Here is a 21,270-nt window from a genome sequence, read left to right on the forward strand (position 1 = left end):
CGTTGCCTTCAAACCGGGTGGGATGATGCGAGCGTGATAGTGCAGCGCATCCGGCGCGTCGTCGACGGGGTTGCCGAGAAATTCGGCCGGTCCACGTCCGCTCTGATTGCCCCCGAGCGCCACTTCGACCCCGCGCACCCGTGGTTTCTCACTGCCCCCGAGCGGGGCAACGACGACACCCGAATTTCGGCGTGGACCGAGGGCAACCGCGTCGAGAATCTGGTGCACGGCAAGACCTACTTCGCTGCACTCGCACGAGCCCTGGAGCAGACCGAGCGCGACGATCTGGTGCTCTTCACCGATTGGCGCGGCGACCCGGAGCAGCTGCTCACCGACGACGGCGTGACTGTCGAAGATGCCCTGGCCGCCGTCGCGCACCGCGGTGGCATCGTCAAGGGCATGGTGTGGCGCTCCCACATGGAGACCCTTGGTTTCACCGGCCCGAAGAACCGCAAGCTCGCGCTGCGGCTGGAGGACGCGGGCGGCGAGGTCATCCTCGACCAGCGCGTGCTGGTGACCGGAAGCCACCATCAGAAGTTCGTGGTCGTACGGTACGGCAGGAAAGATCTGCCCGACATCGCATTCGTCGGTGGCATCGACCTGGCCCGTGCTCGACGCGATGATGCCGATCATTTCGGCGATCCGGTCTCGCGTCCCTTCCCGCCCGAGTACGGCGAGATCCCAGCGTGGCACGACGTGCAGGTGCAGATCGAAGGCCCGGCGGTACGAGACGTCGAAGACGTCTTCCGCGAACGCTGGGAGGATCCCGCGGCTCTCTCCCGTTTGCCGTGGCACGCAATACCCGACCTGCTGCGCGGAGTGACGCGCGAACCGTCGGAACTCCCTCCTGCGGCCGAGGCCCCGGAGCCGCAGGGCACGTGCTCGGTGCAGCTGTTGCGCACCTATCCCCGCCGACGCCCCGCCTACCCCTTCGCAACGAAGGGCGAGCGCAGCGCGGCCCGCGCGTACGCCAAAGCCCTCGACAGGGCCGCCGAGTTGATCTACATCGAGGATCAGTACCTGTGGTCGGTGGATGTCGCACGCGTCTTCGCCGCTGCGCTGAGACGGAAACCGAACCTCAAGCTGGTGGTGGTGGTCCCCAAGCACCTCGACGACGACAGCAACTTGACCATTCCTTCTGCGCTGCTGGGACACTCGGCGGCACTCGGAGTCATCCGCGCGGCCGGCGGTGACCGCGTTCTGGTACTCGACATCGAAAACGACCGTGGCATACCGGTATACGTGCACTCGAAGGTCTGCATCATCGACGACGTGTGGACCGCGGTGGGATCGGACAACTTCAATCGCCGCTCCTGGACCCATGATTCGGAGCTGACTGCGGCCATCGTCGACGAGGAGCGCGACAACCGCGAACCACTCGACCCAGCCGGACTGGGCGACGGTGCCCGCACCCATGCCCGCAACCTGCGCCTGGAGCTGATTCGCGAGCACCTGGGGCGGGCCGACGGCGACGACGCAGACCTCGTCGACCCGCAGCAGTTCTTCGACGTGGTCTCGGCCAGCGCGACCGCTCTCGACAACTGGCATCGCAAACCGTCCGCCAAGTCCCGGCCCGTCGGCCGACTGCGCAGGCACGAGATCTCGGTGCCGCCCGTCTGGCAGCAGCGACTCGCAGCACTCGCCTATCGGTTGTTCGTCGATCCCGACGGCCGCCCCATCGGGATGCGCCTGCGTCGTCGATTCTGATGTGCTTGTCGTTTCGGACCTGACATTTCGGGCATTCACTCTCGATGCCTCCTTCCTCTCGAACATTCAGCGCCCTCGTCTTCGCACCGTCTCCGTTGTTGACGGTGACCCTCGACGCTGCCCCCAACGGCTCCACCGAACTGCATGTGCACGCGGGCGGTCAGGGCCACTGGATCGCTCGGATGGCGTCGGTGCTCGGTCTCGATGTCACACTCGCCGGGGTCTTCGGCGGCGAGATCGGTGCCGTGTTGCGCGGCATCGTCGAGAGTGAGGGCATCTCCGTCGTCTCCGTCGATATCGGCCAGGAAAGTGGCTCCTACGTCCACGATCGCCGCAGCGGGGAGCGTGAGGTACTGGCCACAGTGGATCCGCCGCCGCTGGCCAGGCACGCGCTCGACGATCTGTTCGGCGCGGCCCTTGCCGCCGGTGCCCGCAGCGATGTGGCGATTCTCGGTGGGCCACACGCCGAAGACATCGTTCCGCCCGAGGTGTACGAGAGGCTGTGCGCGGATCTCACCGCCCTGGGTAAGACGGTGGTGGCCGACCTATCGGGGCCGACCATGATCGCTGCGCTCGCCGGCGGCCTCACGGTGCTCAAAGTCAGCCACGAGGACCTCATCGCCGACGGCCGGGCCGAGTCCGAGGACCCGGCGCACCTCATCGACTCGATGCGGCAGATGCATGACGACGGTGCGGAGATCGTGGTGATCTCACGGGCAGGAGATCCAGCTCTCGCACTGGTGGACGGAGACGTGCTCGAAATAGTCACGCCGGGTCTGCGCATGGTCGATCACCACGGAGCAGGAGATTCGATGAGTGCAGGCATCGCCGCGGGGCTGGCTCAGGGACTGTCGGTCCCGGAGGCGTTACGACTCGGCGGCGGAGCGGGCACGGCGAACGTCACGCGGCGCGGCCTGGGTAGCGGGCGACGCGACTTGGTTCTCGGCCTCACCGAGTCGGTGGAGGTTCGGCCGTACGCGAAGGCAGGCAAGAAATGAGAGCTCTGATCACCAACGACGACGGCGTGCACAGCGCGGGTATCGCCCTGCTCGCACGAGTGGCCGCGCAGGCCGGTCTCGACGTCGTCGTGGCAGCGCCGCACGAGGAGCGCAGCGGGGCCAGCGCGGCGTTGACCGGCATGGGCGTCGACGATCACCTCGGCATCGAAGCGGTGAAGCTCGAAAGTCTGCCGGGCGTATCGGCGTATGCGGTGCAGGCCTCGCCCGCCCTCATCGCGTTCGTCGCCACCCGCGGCGCATTCGGCGACCCTCCGGATCTGGTGCTCTCCGGGATCAATCACGGCCCCAATACCGGTGCTGCCGTACTGCATTCGGGCACCGTCGGCGCGGCGCTGACGGCACTGACCCATGGAGTTCCTGCCATGGCATTGTCGTCGATCGCCACCGAGCCTGCCCATTGGGAGACAGCCGAGCACGTGACCCGTATCGCGGTGACGTGGATGATGGCGCACCGCGAGATCGACGCAGTGGTCAACGTCAACATTCCCGACGTTCCCCTGCAGGAGTTCGCAGGCATCACACCGGCGTCGCTGGCCCGCTACGGTGCGGTGCAAGCCGAAATAGGCGATCGCGGAGAAGATTTCGTCACCGTACGCTTCGACGAGATCCAAGCCGAGGACGACGATTCCGACGCCTCACTGCTGGCCGCGAACTGGGCGACGTTGACGGCGATCCGCCCGCCGAGCGAGGTGGACGGCATCGACCTGTCGGCGATGCGCGGCTGACCCACTTCGTCCGTGCCCGCCGGAATGTGTCGGTGGTGTCGTGCACACTGGGAACCATCACCGCACATGCCACGGACCTAGGGGGTCACCGCATATGACGTTTCGATCTGTAGTTCCACCGTTCCTGCTCGAGCGGCTGCAGGGAGCTGGTGCCCGCGCCACGCTGCTCGCCGACCGTGAGATGCGTGCAGGCCGCGAGGTGGTCCAGGCTCGCACCGCCATTGCTCCGCGCACCGGCGGCACGCTGGAGCGCACGATCTCCGATGCGAAGTCCACTCGCGATCTTCCCGGCCAGCAGGTACGAGCCGAGGGTGAGGATCCCACCGGCGATGAGGCGACCGACGAGGCGTACGACGGTCTCGGCGCGACCTACGCATTCTTCGACGAGGTCTACGGCTACTCGAGTCTCGACGGCAGCGGCCTGCCCCTCGATGCAACGGTGCACTACGGACAGGACTACGACAACGCGTTCTGGGACGGCTCGCGCATGGTGTTCGGCGACGGTGACGGTGAGGTGTTCGCTCGATTCACCGTCTCGCTCGGCGTCATCGCGCACGAGCTCGCGCACGGGTTCACGCAGTACACCACCCCGCTCGAATACAAGGACCAGGCCGGCGCACTGAACGAGTCGATCTCCGACGTCTTCGGCGCACTCGTCGAGCAGTACACCGCCAAGCAGAACGCCGAGGACGCGTCGTGGCTCATCGGTGAAGGGCTTTTCCTGCCCGCGGTGCAGGGCAAGGCATTGCGTTCGCTGCTCGAACCCGGCACCGCGTACGACGACGACGTACTCGGCAAAGATCCGCAGCCGGCCAGCATGGACGATTTTGTGGTCACCACCGAGGACGACGGCGGCGTGCACATCAATTCGGGTATCCCCAACCGAGCCTTCGCCGTTGCCGCCACCACGCTCGGCGGTCCGGCCTGGGATCGCGTCGGGCAGGTGTGGTTCGACACGATGACGGTCGGCGGACTGTCGCCGACGGTCGACTTCGCCGGCTTTGCCGCCGGAACACTCGCGGCGGCGAACAAGCGATTCGGAGCCGGGTCCGACGTTTCCGAGGCCGTGGCCACGGGTTGGTCTACCGTGGGAGTTCAGACAACATGGAAGCCGAGCGACGATCGGGTGTGATCGAGGGCAGATGAGCCTGCGCATCGAGGTACTACGAACCGGCGGTGTCGCCGGAATGTCCAAGCGCGGCGTCGTCGAGACCGACGAGCCGGAATGGCAGTCGTTGGTCGAGGCTGCCCAGCCGTACATTGCCGATCAGCAATCCGCCGACGCGGCCGAGTCGAATGCCCGCGACACATTCGTCTGGAGTGTGTCAGTGGGCGAGCACTCGTGCCGGGTGGGCGATTCGAACCTGACCGGGCCGCTACGCGACCTCGCGGAGCGCACACTCCGCGAGGGTCGCGTCAGGTAGTTCAGACCTGTAAGTCAGGCCTTCCACTCCTCGCTGCGTTCTTCGGTAGCCTGCCCCAGCGCCTCGACGAGTGCGTCGACTCCGAAGTCCTTGCCGTACGAGGGCGTACCCGGATGCTGACGCCACGACTGGGCGAGGGTTCCACCGTCGACGGGGTCGAAACCGAGCTCGTCGATCACCGAGAACACAAGCTTCTTGGCATCGTCGTCGTCACCTGCGATCGGCAGCGCAATTCGACCGCTGGCCCCGGCCGGCACGCCCTTCTCGAGCAAATGCTTGTACCAAATTCCGTTGAACGCCTTGATCACCGGCTCACCGAGCTGCTGTGACACCCACACACTTTCGGGCGTGCCACCCTCGATGTCCTCGATCAAACCGTCCCGCTGCTGCGGGTAGTAGTTGTTGGTCTCGATGATCGGGGCACCAGGCTTGCGGGCACTGGCGATACCCGGAGCCAGATCCGGCACGTTCTTCTGCGGAATGCTCAGAAGCACGAGGTCCGCATCCTGCGCGGCGTCAGCCGCCCAGACTGCCGTCGCTCCGGTCTCTGCCGCCAGATCTGCCAGGGTCTCCGGGTCGCGTGAATTCGAGAATCGAACCTCGTGACCCAGCGCCGCCCACCTCCGAACGAGGGTGCCGCCGATCAGTCCACTACCGATGATTCCAATTTTCATACTCGAACCAACACGCCCGACCCGAAACAATTCCCGTCAGGATCCGATCGAGACTTTCGACCGCGGTCGACCGAACTTCATGGCGTTGTCGACGAGCTTGCCGTAGCGCAGAACCGGCAGGTCGCGGAAGTAGTTCATCCGCAGCTTCCACGGGGTCTCGCTTCCCTGCCTCGGGAAGTTGTCGACGGCACGCAACACGTAACCCGCTGCGAAGTCGAGGAACGGTTCTTCGTCGATCGACGGGTCGCGCTCGAGTTCGACCGTGCTGTATCCCTTCTCGTCCATGTGCGCGAGCAGTCGCATGACGTAGTTGGACACCATGTCGGCCTTCAGCGTCCACGAGGCGTTGGTGTAGCCGACGACGAAAGCGAAGTTGGGGATACCGGTGAGCATCATGCCCTTGTAGGCCATGGTGCTGGGCAGGTCCACGTCCTCGCCGTCGACGCGGAACGTCGCACCACCGAGCGCTGAGAGATTCAATCCCGTTGCGGTGACGACGATATCGGCATCGAGATGCTGGCCGGACTTCAGCTGCAGGCCGGTTTCGGTGAAGCGCTCGATGTGATCGGTGACGATCGAGACCTCGTCCTTGCGGATCGAACGGAACAGATCGTTGTCGGGCACCAGACACAGACGCTGATCCCACGGGTTGTACGACGGGGTGAAGTGGGTGTCGAGATCGTATCCCTTCGGCAGCCACCCCTCCTGCAACGTGCGGATCCGCTTCTTCATGAATTCCGGGTACTTCTGGCTCAGTGTGTAGATCAGCATCGCCATCGACACGTTCTTGAGCCGAGTGACGCTGTACGCCCACTTCTTCGGCAACCTCTTGCGGAGTGTCTGCGCAATCGGGTCCTTCGACGGCAGAGAGAGGATATAGCTCGGCGAGCGCTGCAGCAGCGTGACATGCTCGGCATCACGGGCAAGATTGGGGGCCAATGTGATCGCCGTGGCGCCACTGCCGATGACGACGATCTTCTTGCCCGCATAGTCCAGATCCTCGGGCCAGTGCTGCGGGTGGATCACCTGCCCGCCGAAATTCTCCTGGCCGGCGAACTCGGGGGTGAACCCCTTGTCGTAGTTGTAATAGCCGCTGCAGGAGAACACGAACGACGCGGTGATCGTGACTGTTTCGTCGGTGTCGCTACGAAGCGCGGTCACGGTCCAGAACTGCTGTTCGGACGACCATTCGAGGGCAATCACCTTGTGGTGGAACCGAATGTGCTTGTCGACCCCTGCTTCTCGGGCGGTTTCGACGATGTAGTTGCGAATGTCGGTGCCGTCGGCGATGGACTTCTCGCCCATCCACGGCTTGAAGCTGTACCCGAGGGTGTACATGTCGGAATCGGAGCGAATACCGGGGTAGCGGAACAGATCCCACGTGCCACCGATCGCGTCGCGGCTCTCGAGAATGGTGTACGTCTTCCCGGGCAGATCGTGCCCGAGATGACGCGCGGCCCCGATGCCGGACAGGCCGGCACCGATGATGAGGACATCGACCTCGGGGGTGGTCAGTACGGCAGTCATATCAGCAACGATTCCTTCGGTGGGGGGTCAGCTGGTCTTGTTACGAGCGCTCTCGGACCTACCGAGGCGAGCTACTTCTTCGTCCATCTTGGGCAGGATGGTCGGCACGTGCGCCAGCATGCTGCGATCGCCGACGCGCGAGGTGATGACGGCCTTGAACCAGGACGCTGCACCCACCCAGCGCGGTACGTACACGCGACGCTTGCGCTTGGCCAGGCCGTCGACGAACGCGTCGACGCATTGCTCGACGGTCATGGTCTTGCCGAGCGGGCCGGGCAGTACCGCAAGCAAATCCTGGAATGCCGTGAGATCGGATTTGGCGTCCTGCACCATCGGGGTGTCGATCCACGCCATATGAGCCGAGCCGACGTCCACTCCTCGGTAGTTCACTTCCAGCCGAAGCGCATTCGCGAAGTGTTCGGCCGCAGCCTTGCTCGCGTTGTAGGCCGCCAAGCCGGGGCAGGGGGTGAATGCCGCGAGCGAGGAGACGACGAGGATGTAGCCGTTGCGTTCGATCAGCGACGGCAGGGCGGCGCGGACGGTGTTGAACACGCCCATCACGTTGATGTCCATGACGCGTTGGAATGTGGCCGGGTCGACCTGCATGATCGATCCGTAGCTGGCGATACCGGCGTTGGCGAGCACCAGATCGATACCTCCGTAGGCCGCAATGCCGCCGTCGACTGCGCGCTGCATGTCGTCCAGATTTCGGACGTCTGCCACGAACGCCTCGGCCTTCAGCTGCGTCGCCAGCTCTCGCAGCGGGGCCTCGTCGACGTCGACGAGTATCAGCTGAGCACCACGTCCGGCCAGCGCCCGTGCCGTTGCGGCACCGATTCCCCGTGCTGCTCCGGTGATCAGAACGACCTTGTTGCGTAGCGTCGACGCCGCCATGTGCTCCCCCTCGATCGGAATGCTTGTCTGCGAACACTTTGCATCTGATACCGAGCGGTGTCAAGATCTGTGTGTGACCACGCATCACAGTGAAGTCGGCCGCGCCTACCGAGGTGCCGACCCGCAGCAGCGGCAGCAGGAGCGTCGAATCCGCCTGCTCGACGCCGCCGTCGAGGTCTTCGGCACCACCGGCTACCGGACCGCAACCGTGGAGAAGGTGTGCAGCGAGGCGGGCCTGACCAAGCGCTACTTCTACGAGTCGTTCACCAACAGCGAGGACCTGCTGATGGCGACCTATGCCCGCGCCACCGACGCCATGCGCGAGAGCATTCTCGCCGGAGCTGCCGCAGAGACGAACTCCAGCGAGCAGGTGCTCCGCGGAGCCCTCACCGGCTTCTTCACGTTCGTCGCCGAACAGCCCAAGTCTGCACGCATCGCCTTCGTGGAAATCCTCGGCGTTTCGCCTACCGTCGACGCGCTGTACCGCAAGACCACCACCTCGTTCTCCGCGACGGTGCTACAGGTGGCCGAGACCGTCGGTTCCAGCCGCGGGCTCGCCGGGCCCAACCGTCGAACACTGGCCATGGGACTGGTGGGCGCGGTCCTCACCATCGCCCAACAGTGGCTGCTCTCCCCCGAACGCGAACCGTTGGACTCGGTGATCGCCAGCGCCCACACCATTCTGGCCGCAGTGGTGTTCGGCCGCGTCGACGGCTAGTGAGTTTTCAAGCCCTGCTCTGCAGCGGCTCCACCGGCTCCTCCGCAGTGGCCCTCTCGCCGGACTTGACGACGACCACGCCGAGCAGAACCAGTGCGCCACCGGCCAATTGGATCGGAGCCGGAGCCTGCCCGAGCAGCAGCCACGCGAAGACAAGTGCGGCAACGACTTCCATCAATCCCATGAACGACGCCAACCGCGACCCGAGGCGTCGGCCCGCGGCGATCCCGAGGACGTAGGCAAGCGCTGCCGTCACCACTCCGAGCCCGACGATCGGAACCCACCACGGCACAACCGCATCGACGAAGACGACATCGGTGAGCGGGGCAGCGAACGGGACGATGCCGACGAGTCCGGCGACCAGCAGGATGAGCCCACCCGTGAGCAGGCCTGCCCCGGCGAGCACGATCGGCGGAAGTCCGTTGCTCTCGTCCGCCGACAACACCCAGTAGACGGCTGCACCGGCCATCGAGCCCAGTGCCCACAGCACGCCGACGGTGTCGACGTCGGCACCGGAGATCAGGTCGAGCACCAGCACCAGGCCCATCGCGGCCAGCAGCGCACCCACCACGGTCAGGCGGCCCGGACGCTGCTGGTGTCGGAACCACATCCAGCCGATGACGGCCACAGGCGAGGTGAACTCGATCAGCAGCGCCACGCCCACCTCCATACGTCCGACGGCGTTGAAGAAGGCGAGCTGGCAGCCGGCCACCGCAAAAGCCCCGTACGCGAGGAGCAGCTTCCAGTTCTTCGCCAGCAGGCCCCACCGCCCGCGCAACGCGAGGATCGACGGAATCAGCAGGACGGCCGCCGCCAACAGAATCCGGGCGGTCACCGCGGCCCCGGCCGTCCAGCCCGCGTCGAGCAAGCCCGTGGCGAGTGAGCCGGAAAGCCCGAAGGACGCCGCCGAGAGCAGTGCGAAGCCGAGCCCAGAAAGTCGACGCGACCGCGCGGCAGCGTCGTGTGCAGACGCGCGATCCACCTGCGCGTCATGAGTGTAAGCCGTCATGACACGTGACAGTAGGGAGTCACTTGGTAAGGTGTCAACATGCTTTTTGCTCATGACGCGGAATTGTCGTTGCTGTCCGCCGTGGCCTTGGTCAATTCCGCCGAGGAGCCGGACACGCTGACCACGCGCGAGCAGTTGGCCGAGTTCATCTCCGAACAGGGCTACTCCGGCCGCTTCGACGGCGACGACGCCGAGCTCGAGGCAGTCAGGGCACTCCGGCCGACCTTGCGATCACTGCTCACCAGCAGCCGCGACGACGCGGTGGTCGAGGTCAACCGATTGCTGGCCGAGTCCTCGGCCCTACCGCGACTGGTGAGGCACGGCGATCTCGACTGGCACGTCCATGCCGTCGCCGACGACAGCCCGCTCGCGACCCGCATCGTCGTCGAAACCGCAATGGCGATGATCGACGTCATCCGCGCCGACGAGCTGTCCCGCTTCGACGTCTGCGCCGATCCGGACTGCAACGGGCTTGTCCTCGATCTCTCGCGCAACAGGTCACGTCGCTTCTGCAGCACGACCTGCGGCAACCGCGCGGCCGTTGCCGCGTATCGAGCGCGCAAGGCCCAGTAGGACCGCGGGGCTTAGTCGATCGGCTTTCGGGTATTCCACGATCGAACTGATCGAAAGGAATTACTCCCATGGTCGAGAAAAGGCCTCCCGTATCAAGCATGTCCAGAGCTGTCGTCAACATGTTGGCCGTCGTACTGATCTTTGCCGGAATTGCCGCAATCGGCGGCCTGATCGCCGCATTGGCCGGCGGCTTCGAGGGTTGGGCGATCGTTGCGGGCATCGCCGTGATCGCGCTGTTCGCCGGCGGATATCTGGCCGTACGCGAGGGCGCTCGTCGTCGATCCAGCGAGTCCACGCAGGTCGTTTACGCGCCGGACCACACCGACGAACTGTTCGACGTCGACCCCAGTACCGGCGAGCGAACACCGCATCGCGAGTAACAGTTCGGCTCCCCAGACCTGCGGACGAGACGGATCAGCTCGGAACCGATTCGAGACGAACCATCGAATCGGTTCCGAGGAAGAACACCCCCGAGCGGGTGTCGACGAACGAACCCGACTCCGTGAATCCGTCGGACCTCTCGGGCAGTGGCCATCGCCACCGCACGTCGTCCGATTCTGTGGTGGCTACGAGCGCGTTCTCCTCGAACGAATATGCGGTGTTGCCGACGGTCGTCTCGGACGCGTACGGATCTCGCAGCGTCCACACGTCCGCACCCCCTGCGTCGACAACGGTTGAATCGGAGGTCAATTCGAGACCCTCGATCGGCGCACCGGTCTGCGGATCGAAGAATGTGGCCTCGCCGCCGAGGGTGACAAGCCCTCGTCCGTCGGACACGTGAATCAGCGGGCCCTCGACGCCATCCCAGCCCGCAAGCGACGCGATCGGGCGCGACCACATCCGGTCGAGGGAATCGATCGAACCCCCGTGCAACACCGACTCCCCGTCCTCGGGGTTGCCTTCGAGCAGGTACACAGATGTCCCGTCGCTCTCGATCGCGTACGGGAACCAGGCTTCGGGGATCGGCGTTCTCCGTGTCTCCCCGCCGTCCACGCCGATGCTCACGATCGATGGGACGTCGGAATACGAATCCAGACAGACGATGTCGCCCTGAACGGGCACGCTCGCGCACTCGTCGACGCTGCCGGGTGACTTCTTCCAGCGCACATCGCCGCCCTCGGCATCGATGGCCACGAACTCGATCGAATCCACGGAGTACGAGCGTGGATTCGGCAAGCCAACGGCTGTGACGAGAACATCACCGGCGTCGATCACCCCGGTGACACTCGAGTCGTACTGCAAATCTGCTGCAGGAGAACGGAATGCGGCGAACTGACGTCCATAGACAGTCTCGGCGTCGATTTGCCACGTCGGGTCGAGGATGGGACCGGACGGAGCCTGCGTGGTCGTCGTCTCCTCCGAGAACGTCGGTGTCATAGCCTGGACGTCCAACGGCTGTTCGGCGGGAACGTCCTGCATCGACACCACGACGACTGCAGCGACGACGGATACGGCGGCGACAGCAACCGCCACTCCGGCACGGACAGTGGACCGCTTCTGCGAATCGGTCATGGCCACTGCGCAATCGGAGCCTGCGCCACAGCATCGAGCACCTCGAAAGACAGTGGTTCCGGCAACACCAGCGGTGCGTACTGGGTGGGGTCGAGATCAACCGTCGATCGCACCGACACCTGCACCCCGGACGGTCGTGTCACCGTCACCGAACGCGTGAGCTGTGTGGTGCCGTCCTCGGAGACGAAGCTGTTCGAGATATCAGTGTCATAGCTTTCGACCACCGAACCGTCGGGCAGCGTTCGTGTTTCGATGACGGGTCCGTACGCGGACTCTGGATCGTAGGGATCGAGCGGCACCGGAAGTTCCGCGCCCCCGGATACCGAGATGTTCAGCCCCACGCGAGTTCCGATCACCTGCAGATCGGTGCATACCCCGGAACCGTACGAACCGGGAACGAGTGACCCGATCGGTCGATCCACTGCCGGAGCGTTCGAAATCGCCTGCCACGCTGCCGTCAACGCGTCATTCGCCGCGGCTAAGGATTCGGGCTGAATGTCAGCAACCGTTCCGGTCTCATCCGACATGAATTCGCCCGACGAGACGTAGCAATCCTGCCGTGGCGCAGCACTTCCCGCCGGGGCAGGCATCGTGACACGCAGATCCTGCACGGTCGCAATTCGAGCCAACTCCTGTGCTTCCAGCGGAAATTCCGCCGACTCGGTGGCGGTAAGGTTCGCGGTCACCTGCGTCCCGTCCGGGTGGTAGGCGGTGGCCGTGCGGAAGTGAGTTCGCTTGCCGCCGTACTCGTACCAATTGTCGTTGGTGTCGACGACGGTGCCGTCGGAGTTGCTGGTTCGCGCATCGAGAGCGCCTGCGACACAGGCGGGTACGCCGGTCTCGGACGGCCGAACGTCGACGCTTGCGTAGGCCGAGGAATCGGCCCGAGCCAACGTTCCCGTCGCGCTGGTGCTGGGCTCGAAGCCCTCCGGTGCAGCACCGCCGAGGTCGTCGACCGGTTGGAAGGTCAGCGACTGGGATGGGGCGGCCAGTTCGACGGTGACATCCGCTGGCAGCGCGGCCAGAACGGCAGCCGACATGGCACCGGCTTTGCCCGAGGTGAGCCACGGATAGTCGGGGTTGTCGTACGACGGGGTCTCGCCTCCGATGGACGAGGACATGACCAGCTCGCCGTCATCGGAAGGTGGCGGCTCGACCTCAGAACAGCCCGGGATATCGACCGGATACTCGATCGGCTCGGACACAACGAGGGAATCACTCTCGGCCACAGCCGACTCTGGCGATCGAAGCAGGCCGGACGCGACGACCCCGAGGGCTACGACCGTGACGATGACGGATACGTCGACGATGAAGTCCTGTCTTCTACCTCTGGGCACCGAACGACAATACAGACCCAGCGGGAGGTTCTCGCGCTTTCGCGCCGCCGATCGGACGAGTGCGAGAACCTATCGTTCCAGCTCATGGGTATTGCGGGGCCACCGACCAGCCGCAACCACCTCACACCGTTCATCTCCGATACATCACCGGGTGTTGGCATATGGCCATCGATTCGACAGCACCAGGTGAGGGGTTGCGGTGGGCCGCATACAGCTCGAGTCCGTGTCCAAGAAGTACGGCAAAACACACGCACTCAAGGACGTGGATCTCGATATCGCCGACGGGGAGTTCCTGGTTCTCCTGGGACCGAGCGGTTGCGGGAAGTCAACCTTGTTGCGCTTGGTGGCCGGACTGATTCAGCCGTCCAGCGGCCGAATCCTACTCGACGACAAAGACATCACCGCTACCCCGCCACGTAACAGAGATCTTGCGATGGTGTTTCAGAGCTATGCTCTCTATCCACACTTGAGCGTCGCCAAGAACATCGGCTTTCCGCTTCGATCTCGCAAGTTCTCCCGCACGGTGATCGCGAACTCGGTGGCAGCGGTCGCCTCGACCCTCGATTTGAGCGAATTACTCGACCGCCGACCGGCCGAACTCTCCGGCGGACAACGACAGCGAGTTGCACTGGCGCGAGCGATGGTTCGAGACCCGGGTGCATTTCTGATGGACGAACCCCTGTCCAATCTCGACGCCAAGCTCCGCAGCGCAACACGCAGCGAGTTGATCGAGCTGCATCGGCGGATCGGCACCACCTTCCTCTACGTCACACATGATCAGGTCGAGGCCATGACCATGGCGACCCGAATAGCACTGATGGACAACGGCCACATCGAGCAGATCGGCACACCGGCCGAGCTCTACGACACCCCACGATCGACCTTCGTCGCCGGATTCCTCGGTGCCCCGCCCATGAACCTGTTCGACGCCATCGTCACCGGATGCCGGGGCGAGCTGCACGCCGTCGCTCCCGGCATCGACATCCCTCTCGGAATCGAGGCCGACTCACACAGCGAACACCCGGTCGTGGCCGGAATTCGGCCGGAGAAAATGCAGATCGTCGACACGCAGGCTCACGTGGAGGCCGTCATCGCCACCGTCGAGAACCTCGGCAGCGAAGAGCTGGTCCACGTTCGTGCCGGTGCAAACCCGTTGTCCATCAGAGTGCCTCGGCCATCCACTGCCCGCGCGGGCGCGCCGATCTCAATCCGCGTGAATCCTGCGGACGTGCATCTGTTCGACCGCGACAGCGGTCCACGCTTGAGGTGGTCGCCCGAGGAGGCACCCGCCCGCACCGGTACACCCCTGTACGTCGCCTGACCGACCATCCCCCGCTATCGAATGGAGTACCGACAGTGAAACGCATACTCATGGGATCGGGAGCACTCGTCGTGAGCGCTCTGCTGTCGACCGCATGTGGCGGGCTGGGCAGCACCACCGCATCCACCTCGACCGCAGGATCGACGCCGATCCCGGAACTCGCACCGGATCAATCGGTATCCATCGTCTTCGAGAGCTACAACTACGGACTGGCCGGTGCGTGGACGGACACCTTCGACGCCCTGATCGCCGAGTTCGAGAAGCAACATCCCAACATCACCGTCACCGCCCAGAAGCCGCAGGGCAACAGCCCCAATCCGGCCACCGACACGGTGTCGAGCATCCAGAGCCAGATGGTCGCCGGCGCCGCTCCTGACGTGGCTCAGCTCGGCTTCAGCGACCTCGACTTCACCATCGACCAGTTGGGGGCGAAGTCGCTCGACGATCTCGTCGGCAGGGAGGAGGTACAGCGCAACTTCGACGGCGCGCGCCACCCCTACGCTCCTACCGCGCGCGTCCTCGCCGACTGGGACGGCGAGACCTACGGAGTGCCGTTTGTCTTCTCGACTCCTGTCTTCTATTACAACGCAACATTGTTCGAGCAGGCCGGCCTCGATCCAGCCGATCCGCCCACCACCTGGGACGAGGTGGCGTCCGCGGCGTCGGCCATCGCGTCGAAGACCGGCAAGGGCGGGGTGTACCTGGATTGCCTCACCAAGTCGGCCAAGGACTGGTGCTTCCAGAGCCTCGTTCGATCCAACGGCGGCCGGGTGATCTCACAGGACCGGTCGACGCTCGAGTTCGACGGAGAGGACGCCGTCGAAGCGACCACGATGGCTCGCAGCCTTGTCGATTCCGGAGCTACCCCGAAGCTCAGCCAACAACAGGGCTACGAGGCTTTTGCACGCGGCGACATGGGAATGATCCTGGAAACCAGCGCAATTCAAGGCACGTTCGTCAAAGGCGCAACGGACAAGTGGGACCTGCGCGCCACCACGATGCCGTCGTTCGGTTCCAAGCCAGTGGTACCGACCAACTCCGGGGCATCGCTGTTCACCTTCGCCGCCGACCCCGCGAAGCAACGTGCATCGTGGGAGCTGATCGAGTTCCTCACCAGTGAGGAGTCCTACACAGCGATCTCGAAGGGAATCGGCTACCTGCCCTTGCGCACGGGCCTCATCGACGATCCCGATGGGTTGAAGGACTGGGCCGAATCCAGCCCGTTGATCGGCCCCAACCTGACGCAGCTGGCGACGATGGAGCCGTGGATATCGATGCCCGGCAACGACTATCTACAGATCAGAGACGGCATGATGGACGCCGTCGAATCGATCGTCTACCAGGGCGCGGACCCGGCTGCGACATTGACTGCCGCCCGTGAGCAGGCCACGACCCTTCTCCCCGCGTCATGACGGAGGAACGACCGATCGACGGGCACTTCACGTTGGTGCAGCTCACCGACACCCACCTGCGTGCCGAGGGCGAGTCGGTACACGGAAGTGTCGACACCTTCGCGAATCTGACGTCGGTTCTCGACCTGCTCGTCGCCTCCGGGCAACGGGTCGACGCGCTCGTCTTCTCGGGCGACCTTGCGGACGACGGTGATCCCGCCGCGTATCGCCGACTGCGCGACGCTGTCGAACCGGTAGCCGAATCACTCGGTGCAGCAACGATGTACGCGATGGGCAATCACGACGATCGGGCAGCGTTCGGTCGTGAGTTGCTCGCCGACGGGGGTTCGGATTCGGATCGCACATTCGACTCGGTTCGTCTCGTCTCCGGCGTACGCATCGTCGTCCTCGACAGCTCGACACCGGGACGACATGACGGCCGGATAGAGACACCCCAACTGCGCTGGCTTGCTGAGGTATTGGCAACTCCATCTCCCCGTGGCACGATTCTGGTGCTGCATCATCCGCCGATCTCGTCGCCGGTGACGACGGTCGACTATCTGAGGCTGCAAAACCCTGATGACCTCGAGCGCGCGATTTCAGGCTCGGATGTGCAGATGGTTCTCTGCGGCCACGCGCACCACACCGGCGCGGGGTCCATCGGCGGCGTTCCGGTGTGGGTCGGTCCCGCGATGTCGTATCGCGTCGACCCCGCTCCTCCACTGGGGCGGCACCGTGGCCTTGCCGGTTTCGGCTTCACCAGGATCGATCTTCTCGAATCGGGCTTCACCGCAACCGCTGTCGAGGCGACACCTGCTGCCGTGGTCTACGACGAGTCACGGCAGTCGGTACTCGCCAAGCTGGCGGATCTCTCGCGCCGGGCCGGGTGACGAAAGTGTTCGTCACCGTCGAGGATCGACCGCGCGAGCTCGTGGTCGACGCGGATACGGAGCAGCAAAACCTGCCCGGTCGATGGCGGCGTGTGGCGCGGTCGACGCAACCGTATCTGTATCTGACGCCCGCCGTGGCCCTGTTGATCGTGTGGACGTACCGGCCACTGGTGCAGGCGGCGCAGCTGTCGACGTATTCGTGGAATCTGCTACCGACCACCCCGATGGTGCCGGTCGGTACCGACAACTATCGACGGTTGCTCGAACTGCCCGAGGTCGGCGATTCCCTCTGGCGCACAGTCATTCTGATCGTCGGACTGCTACCCTTCTCGATCGTCCTACCGGTTGTCATCGCGTTCGCCACCCGACACGTGAACGGCCGCGCCCGGGTGGTGTACCAAAGCATCGTCTTCGCGCCGTTCCTCATCGCACCCGTCGCCGGCGCTGCCGTCTGGCAATGGTTGCTCGATCCCGGTGCCGGCATCGTCAACCGCATCATCGGATCCGATCGAAATTGGATTCAGGACGCCGACACCGCGCCGTTCGTCATCATCGTGATCACCGGTTGGCATTTCCTGGGCTTCGCGGTCCTCGTAGTGTCGGCCGGGATGGCCGGTGTGGACACCTCCTATCAGGAGGCAGCGGAGATGGACGGCGCGTCGAAGTGGCAGATTGATAGGTGGATCGTACTGCCGTTGCTGTCTCCGACGTTGGTATTCCTCACCCTGATGACGGTTCTGCTCAGTGCGCAGTGGACATTTCCACTCATCGACACCCTGACCCAGGGTGGTCCGTCACGGTCGACGACCAACATCTACTACCTGCTGTGGGACTACGGCTTCCGTACGTTCGACGCCGGATTGAGCGCCGCAGCGGGGATCGTGCTGTTCCTCGGATTCGGCGCGCTGGCCGGTGGACTCGTCTGGCTGTCGGAAAGGGTTGCATTCCATGACGATTGATCTCGGTCGCCTACGCGGGCACCTGATACTCGGCATCACTGCGCTCGGGTGCGCGTTCCCGATCTACTGGTTGTTCGCGACGTCGTTGCGCCGACCCGAGGACGTCTACTCGCTGTCTCCCGTTCCATGGCCTCTCTCCCTGGCCAATTACTCGGACGCAGCCGACAAGGTGGATCTGTTCGGGCTGCTGGGCAACACGTTCGCCGTCGCGCTCGCGTCGTCGACGGCACAGTTGCTGATCGCTCTGCTGGCGTCGTACGCCTTCGCGATGTACACGTTCAGGTTCCAGAAGGTGCTGTACCTCGCGTTCGTCGGCACGTGGCTTGTTCCGTTCCAGGTGACGATGTTGCCGAACTACGTTCTGCTGTATCAGCTGGGGCTGATCAACACGCTTGCCGGCGTCGTCGTACCCACGCTCTGCTCCGCGTTGGCGGTGCTGCTGCTTCGGCAACACATGGCAAGCTTCCCGAAGGAGCTGATCTCGGCAGCTCGGATGGACGGGCGTTCGTCGTGGTCGATCCTCTGGACGGTGGTGGTCCCCAACCTCAGGCCTGCGCTCGCAGCTCTGTCGATCCTACTGTTCATCAACTCCTGGAACGAATACTTCTGGCCTGCAGTGGTATTGCAGCGAAGCAACGCCGTCCTGCAACTGGGTTTGCGTAGCTTCATGGGCACCGAAGGCACCGACTGGGGACCGATGATGGCGGTCGCAGGAATGGCGTGCCTGCCGGTGTTCCTGCTCTATGTCGTATTGCAGAGGCACATAGTCGACGCGTTCGTCAGGTCGGGCCTGAAATGATCAGGCCGCTTCGATACAGCGCACGAACGCGTCGACTGCGGGGTTCGACTCGTTTCCTCGCCAGACGAGATAGAGATCGATTGTCGGAACGGGGTCGAACAGCTTGACGGCCACGGTGTTGGCTCCAACTGCTCCCATTCCCGCCGAGGTCGCCCGTGACCACGACGCGAACCCGACAAATGGCTTCACCGAGACCACGTGAGCCGTCGCGCCTGGGTCATCGGCGGTCTGGGCTACATGGAGTCCGATGCGGTTGTCGGCTGCGGCCGCGAATATGGAGTCGTACATCGCCGGGCACTGCTCCCGGTCGAACAAGACGCAGGATTGACTTGCCAGCTCCGCGAATGGAACTCCGGAGCGCCCGGCCCAGCTGTGCGCCCGACCGACCACGGCCACGAGCGGCACTCCCCGAAGCACCCGACGGTGTCGAAACTCCGGTGAGCCGGGTCGGCCGTACACGAACGCGACATCGAGGGTGCCGTCGTTCAGAGCTGCGAGCTGAGGACCGGTTCGCTTCTCCCACAACGACACCACGACATCGGAGTGATCACGACTCATCCGAGACAGAGCGTCGGGTAACACGTGCCGACTTGCGGGCAGGTTGTAGCCGACGTTCAACGAGCGTTCTGCGCCCGTCGCGATCGCCCTGGTGACCTTTGCCGCCGTGTCCATCTGCCGGACGATGAGGCGCGCCTGACTCTCGAATTCCCGCCCCGCCCGCGTCAGCGTCACCTCGTGAGAAGTCCTTGCGACCAACGTCACCCCCACCGACTTCTCGAGCTTCTGCAGTTGCGCGCTGAGCGACGGTTGGGTGAGGTGCAGGCGCGCAGCAGCGCGTCCGAAATGCAGTTCCTCGGAGAGGGCTATGAACGCTGTCAAATGCCGGAGCTCCATGATCTGCCCTTCGAGATGGGATGATCTCGCCAGGGTATAGAGCCCACAAAACAAAATCTGAACACCGGACGTCCAGCTGATGCATTCTCGGTCGAGACGTAGCGATGGTGCACTTCTCGACAGCGCGTTCTAACTGCGCGTCGACCGCCGCCTGCGCGCTGAGCTGGCGATCACGAATCCACCGGCGCCGACTACACAGAACCACAAGTCGGCAACGATCCCGACTGCCTGCACCTGATCACCTCGTAGGAGCGTGACGACATCGAGCATCGACGCGGGGACACCGCGAGCCAATGCCAAGCACGATCCGACCGACATCGCCGACGTCACACGCCGATGCCACACGGTCGATTCGATACCGGTTCCGAACCAAGCGAACAGCCCCGCTCCGATGGCAATGATCGCGGTCGCGACGAGGTCGTAGGCAAGGAACACCGGCCGTTCGCCGATGGGCGCGATCTCCGCTGGAACACCGCCGCGCCAACCGGCTGCCCACGCTACGTGCACGGCTGCAAAGACGGCGCTCGACAGTGCCAGAAAGTACGCGACCGTGCGATGCGCGGCAGGTGGACGCAGTATTCGAGCCATGACTCCATAGTGGTCCGATACGACGCTGACGAATATCCGGGAACACCCTGATCTGACGCAAGCGCGTGCGGCCAGAGGCTATCCGAATGAGGCCAGGAGACTAAAGCAAAGCTCGTATCGACTGATCCACGTCGCTTGAACGGCGTGATAGAGATCGGGTTTGCCGCTCCACACCGTCGCGGCCGGCACGTTGTCGGAATCGAGTTCGTGATGCCAGGAGCCGTCGACGCGGTCGATGAAGTACTCGGCGGCAACGTCCCACCACGTTCGATAGTCGGTCTCGTAGCGCTCTTCTTCCGTGACGCGCGCGAGAGTCGCGGCTGCGCCGATCGCCTCGCACAGCACCCAGTGCAGACGACCCGTGACGACCGGCTGCCCTGCCCAGTCGGTCGTGTAGACGAAGCCGGGGGTTGGTCCGGGCTGCCAACCGTCGACAGCAGCGCGGTCGTAGAGAGACTTGGCGGCATCGACGTAGTCCGGTCTGGCCGCAACGAGACTCGCCTGCAACAGAAGTCGTGCCCACTCGAATCCGTGGCCGACGGTGGCTCCATAGGGCTTGAACTGGTTGGCGGGGTCGTCGCTGTTGTACTCGAGGTGCGGGATCCACTCTGCAGAGAAGTGTTCCGGAATGCGCCAGTCGTTGGCCGCAGCCCACGTGCACACGTTGTCGCAGATGCGTACTGCTCGTTCACACCAGATCGTGGGCGCACCCGCATCGACGGCAGCCAACAGCGCTTCGACCATGTGCATGTTGGCGTTGATTCCGCGGTAGTCGTCGACTTCGGTCCAGTCGGCAGTCCATGTGTCCGCACACATTCCGTAGTTCTCGTCCCAAAAACGTGCGGCCACGATGTCGAGGGCTTCGTCGAGAAGACCGCGACCATCGGGGTGCCCCGCGGCGGCGGCAGCCGAAGCGGCCAGCACCACGAACGCATGCGTGTACGCGTTCTTGACAGCGTCGGGCGAGGTCGCGTCGGAGCTGGACTCGAACCAACCGCCGTTCGTACTGTCTCGCAACGACGTCAGAAGTCCGTCGAACACCCGATCGGCCTGCCGTCGGGACCCCGGCCGACCCAGTAACGACGCGAGAAAGTGCACATGTGCCATGCGAGCGGTGATGTACGTATGCGCCGGGTGATCGAGGTCAGGGTTACCGCGGTCGTCCAGCCACACCGCGCCACCTGCGGGGTGGTCGAGTGTGGTTCCGAAATCGAGAAGGCGAGACGATTCGGTGTCGAGCCACAACTGATGCGTGGGCAGTGTCAGCCAACTACGCCGATCTTCGGAGGTCATGTGTTCATTGTGCGCC

22 protein-coding genes are annotated in these 21,270 nt (G+C 64.4%); 13 read left to right on the forward strand and 9 right to left on the reverse strand.

The annotated features are described in order from the left end of the window. Positions 1-33 precede the first annotated feature (33 nt). The 5 genes from CH275_RS11035 to CH275_RS11055 all read left to right on the forward strand — a co-directional run bounded on the left by CH275_RS11035 (position 34) and on the right by CH275_RS11055 (position 4,875). Positions 34-1,707, forward strand: a complete 1,674-nt coding sequence (locus CH275_RS11035) for a phospholipase D family protein (protein WP_094678005.1) — start codon at positions 34-36, stop codon at positions 1,705-1,707. 44 nt (positions 1,708-1,751) lie between these two features. Next, positions 1,752-2,705 (forward strand): PfkB family carbohydrate kinase, encoded by a 954-nt coding sequence (locus CH275_RS11040; RefSeq protein WP_094678007.1) that lies wholly within the window; start codon positions 1,752-1,754, stop codon positions 2,703-2,705. Further along, positions 2,702-3,451 carry a 5'/3'-nucleotidase SurE gene (gene surE, locus CH275_RS11045; protein WP_094678009.1) on the forward strand — a complete coding sequence of 250 codons (750 nt, stop codon included), beginning with the start codon at positions 2,702-2,704 and terminating at the stop codon, positions 3,449-3,451. The genes CH275_RS11040 and surE overlap by 4 nt, the downstream gene beginning before the upstream one ends. Positions 3,452-3,545: 94 nt before the next feature. Continuing rightward, positions 3,546-4,583 (forward strand): M4 family metallopeptidase, encoded by a 1,038-nt coding sequence (locus tag CH275_RS11050; RefSeq protein ID WP_094678011.1) that lies wholly within the window; start codon positions 3,546-3,548, stop codon positions 4,581-4,583. A 10-nt stretch (positions 4,584-4,593) separates the two neighbouring features. Continuing rightward, positions 4,594-4,875, forward strand: coding sequence for a protealysin inhibitor emfourin (locus CH275_RS11055; protein ID WP_094678013.1), 282 nt, complete (start codon positions 4,594-4,596; stop codon positions 4,873-4,875). A 14-nt stretch (positions 4,876-4,889) separates the two neighbouring features. Here the strand turns inward: CH275_RS11055 and CH275_RS11060 are convergent, their stop codons facing one another. The 3 genes from CH275_RS11060 to CH275_RS11070 are packed head-to-tail and all read right to left on the reverse strand — an operon-like array spanning position 4,890 to position 7,970. Beyond that, complete coding sequence (locus CH275_RS11060; protein WP_094678015.1) at positions 4,890-5,549, reverse strand: NADPH-dependent F420 reductase; 660 nt, start codon at positions 5,547-5,549, stop codon at positions 4,890-4,892. Positions 5,550-5,585: 36 nt separating this feature from the next. Beyond that, positions 5,586-7,076 (reverse strand): flavin-containing monooxygenase, encoded by a 1,491-nt coding sequence (locus tag CH275_RS11065; protein WP_094678017.1) that lies wholly within the window; start codon positions 7,074-7,076, stop codon positions 5,586-5,588. 27 nt (positions 7,077-7,103) lie between these two features. After that, positions 7,104-7,970: an SDR family oxidoreductase gene (locus tag CH275_RS11070; RefSeq protein ID WP_094678019.1), complete on the reverse strand. Its 867-nt coding sequence runs from the start codon at positions 7,968-7,970 to the stop codon at positions 7,104-7,106. A 73-nt stretch (positions 7,971-8,043) separates the two neighbouring features. Here CH275_RS11070 and CH275_RS11075 point away from each other — a divergent pair, with 73 nt between their 5' ends. Continuing rightward, positions 8,044-8,688, forward strand: coding sequence for a TetR/AcrR family transcriptional regulator (locus CH275_RS11075; RefSeq protein ID WP_094678021.1), 645 nt, complete (start codon positions 8,044-8,046; stop codon positions 8,686-8,688). A gap of 7 nt (positions 8,689-8,695) precedes the next feature. Here the strand turns inward: CH275_RS11075 and CH275_RS11080 are convergent, their stop codons facing one another. After that, positions 8,696-9,697: an EamA family transporter gene (locus tag CH275_RS11080; RefSeq protein WP_094678023.1), complete on the reverse strand. Its 1,002-nt coding sequence runs from the start codon at positions 9,695-9,697 to the stop codon at positions 8,696-8,698. A 39-nt stretch (positions 9,698-9,736) separates the two neighbouring features. Between CH275_RS11080 and CH275_RS11085 the strand changes: the two genes are divergently transcribed. Both CH275_RS11085 and CH275_RS11090 read left to right on the forward strand, forming a co-directional pair. Next, positions 9,737-10,270, forward strand: coding sequence for a CGNR zinc finger domain-containing protein (locus CH275_RS11085; protein ID WP_094678025.1), 534 nt, complete (start codon positions 9,737-9,739; stop codon positions 10,268-10,270). Positions 10,271-10,368: 98 nt separating this feature from the next. Beyond that, a complete protein-coding gene (locus tag CH275_RS11090; RefSeq protein ID WP_094678027.1) occupies positions 10,369-10,650 on the forward strand; it encodes a hypothetical protein in 282 nt (93 codons plus the stop codon). Positions 10,651-10,684: 34 nt separating this feature from the next. Here CH275_RS11090 and CH275_RS11095 read toward each other — a convergent pair whose 3' ends face one another. Together CH275_RS11095 and CH275_RS11100 are read right to left on the reverse strand one after the other, a co-directional pair. After that, on the reverse strand, positions 10,685-11,782 hold the full coding sequence (locus CH275_RS11095) for a hypothetical protein (protein ID WP_094678670.1): 1,098 nt from the start codon (positions 11,780-11,782) through the stop codon (positions 10,685-10,687). Next, a complete protein-coding gene (locus CH275_RS11100) occupies positions 11,779-13,119 on the reverse strand; it encodes a hypothetical protein (protein WP_094678029.1) in 1,341 nt (446 codons plus the stop codon). The genes CH275_RS11095 and CH275_RS11100 overlap by 4 nt, the downstream gene beginning before the upstream one ends. Before the next feature lie 199 nt (positions 13,120-13,318). On the opposite strand from CH275_RS11100, the gene CH275_RS11105 reads away from it, so the two are divergent. The 5 genes from CH275_RS11105 to CH275_RS11125 all read left to right on the forward strand — a co-directional run bounded on the left by CH275_RS11105 (position 13,319) and on the right by CH275_RS11125 (position 18,479). Beyond that, positions 13,319-14,440, forward strand: coding sequence for an ABC transporter ATP-binding protein (locus CH275_RS11105; RefSeq protein ID WP_094678032.1), 1,122 nt, complete (start codon positions 13,319-13,321; stop codon positions 14,438-14,440). Positions 14,441-14,490: 50 nt separating this feature from the next. Continuing rightward, positions 14,491-15,852: an ABC transporter substrate-binding protein gene (locus CH275_RS11110; RefSeq protein WP_094678034.1), complete on the forward strand. Its 1,362-nt coding sequence runs from the start codon at positions 14,491-14,493 to the stop codon at positions 15,850-15,852. Next, positions 15,849-16,721, forward strand: a complete 873-nt coding sequence (locus CH275_RS11115) for a metallophosphoesterase (protein ID WP_094678036.1) — start codon at positions 15,849-15,851, stop codon at positions 16,719-16,721. The genes CH275_RS11110 and CH275_RS11115 overlap by 4 nt, the downstream gene beginning before the upstream one ends. Positions 16,722-16,792: 71 nt before the next feature. Continuing rightward, positions 16,793-17,680 (forward strand): carbohydrate ABC transporter permease, encoded by an 888-nt coding sequence (locus CH275_RS11120; protein ID WP_094678672.1) that lies wholly within the window; start codon positions 16,793-16,795, stop codon positions 17,678-17,680. After that, positions 17,670-18,479 carry a carbohydrate ABC transporter permease gene (locus CH275_RS11125; protein WP_094678038.1) on the forward strand — a complete coding sequence of 270 codons (810 nt, stop codon included), beginning with the start codon at positions 17,670-17,672 and terminating at the stop codon, positions 18,477-18,479. Before CH275_RS11120 ends, CH275_RS11125 begins: the two co-directional genes overlap by 11 nt. Here the strand turns inward: CH275_RS11125 and CH275_RS11130 are convergent, their stop codons facing one another. From CH275_RS11130 to CH275_RS11140, 3 genes are all read right to left on the reverse strand, one after another. After that, positions 18,480-19,373, reverse strand: a complete 894-nt coding sequence (locus tag CH275_RS11130) for a LysR family transcriptional regulator (RefSeq protein ID WP_094678040.1) — start codon at positions 19,371-19,373, stop codon at positions 18,480-18,482. 129 nt (positions 19,374-19,502) lie between these two features. Next, positions 19,503-19,961 carry a hypothetical protein gene (locus CH275_RS11135; protein ID WP_094678042.1) on the reverse strand — a complete coding sequence of 153 codons (459 nt, stop codon included), beginning with the start codon at positions 19,959-19,961 and terminating at the stop codon, positions 19,503-19,505. Between the two features lie 78 nt (positions 19,962-20,039). After that, positions 20,040-21,254, reverse strand: coding sequence for an AGE family epimerase/isomerase (locus tag CH275_RS11140; RefSeq protein WP_094678044.1), 1,215 nt, complete (start codon positions 21,252-21,254; stop codon positions 20,040-20,042). Positions 21,255-21,270: the final 16 nt, after the last annotated feature.

It is taken from the genome of Rhodococcus sp. 06-235-1A, from assembly GCF_002258785.1.
Lineage (GTDB): Bacteria > Actinomycetota > Actinomycetes > Mycobacteriales > Mycobacteriaceae > Rhodococcoides.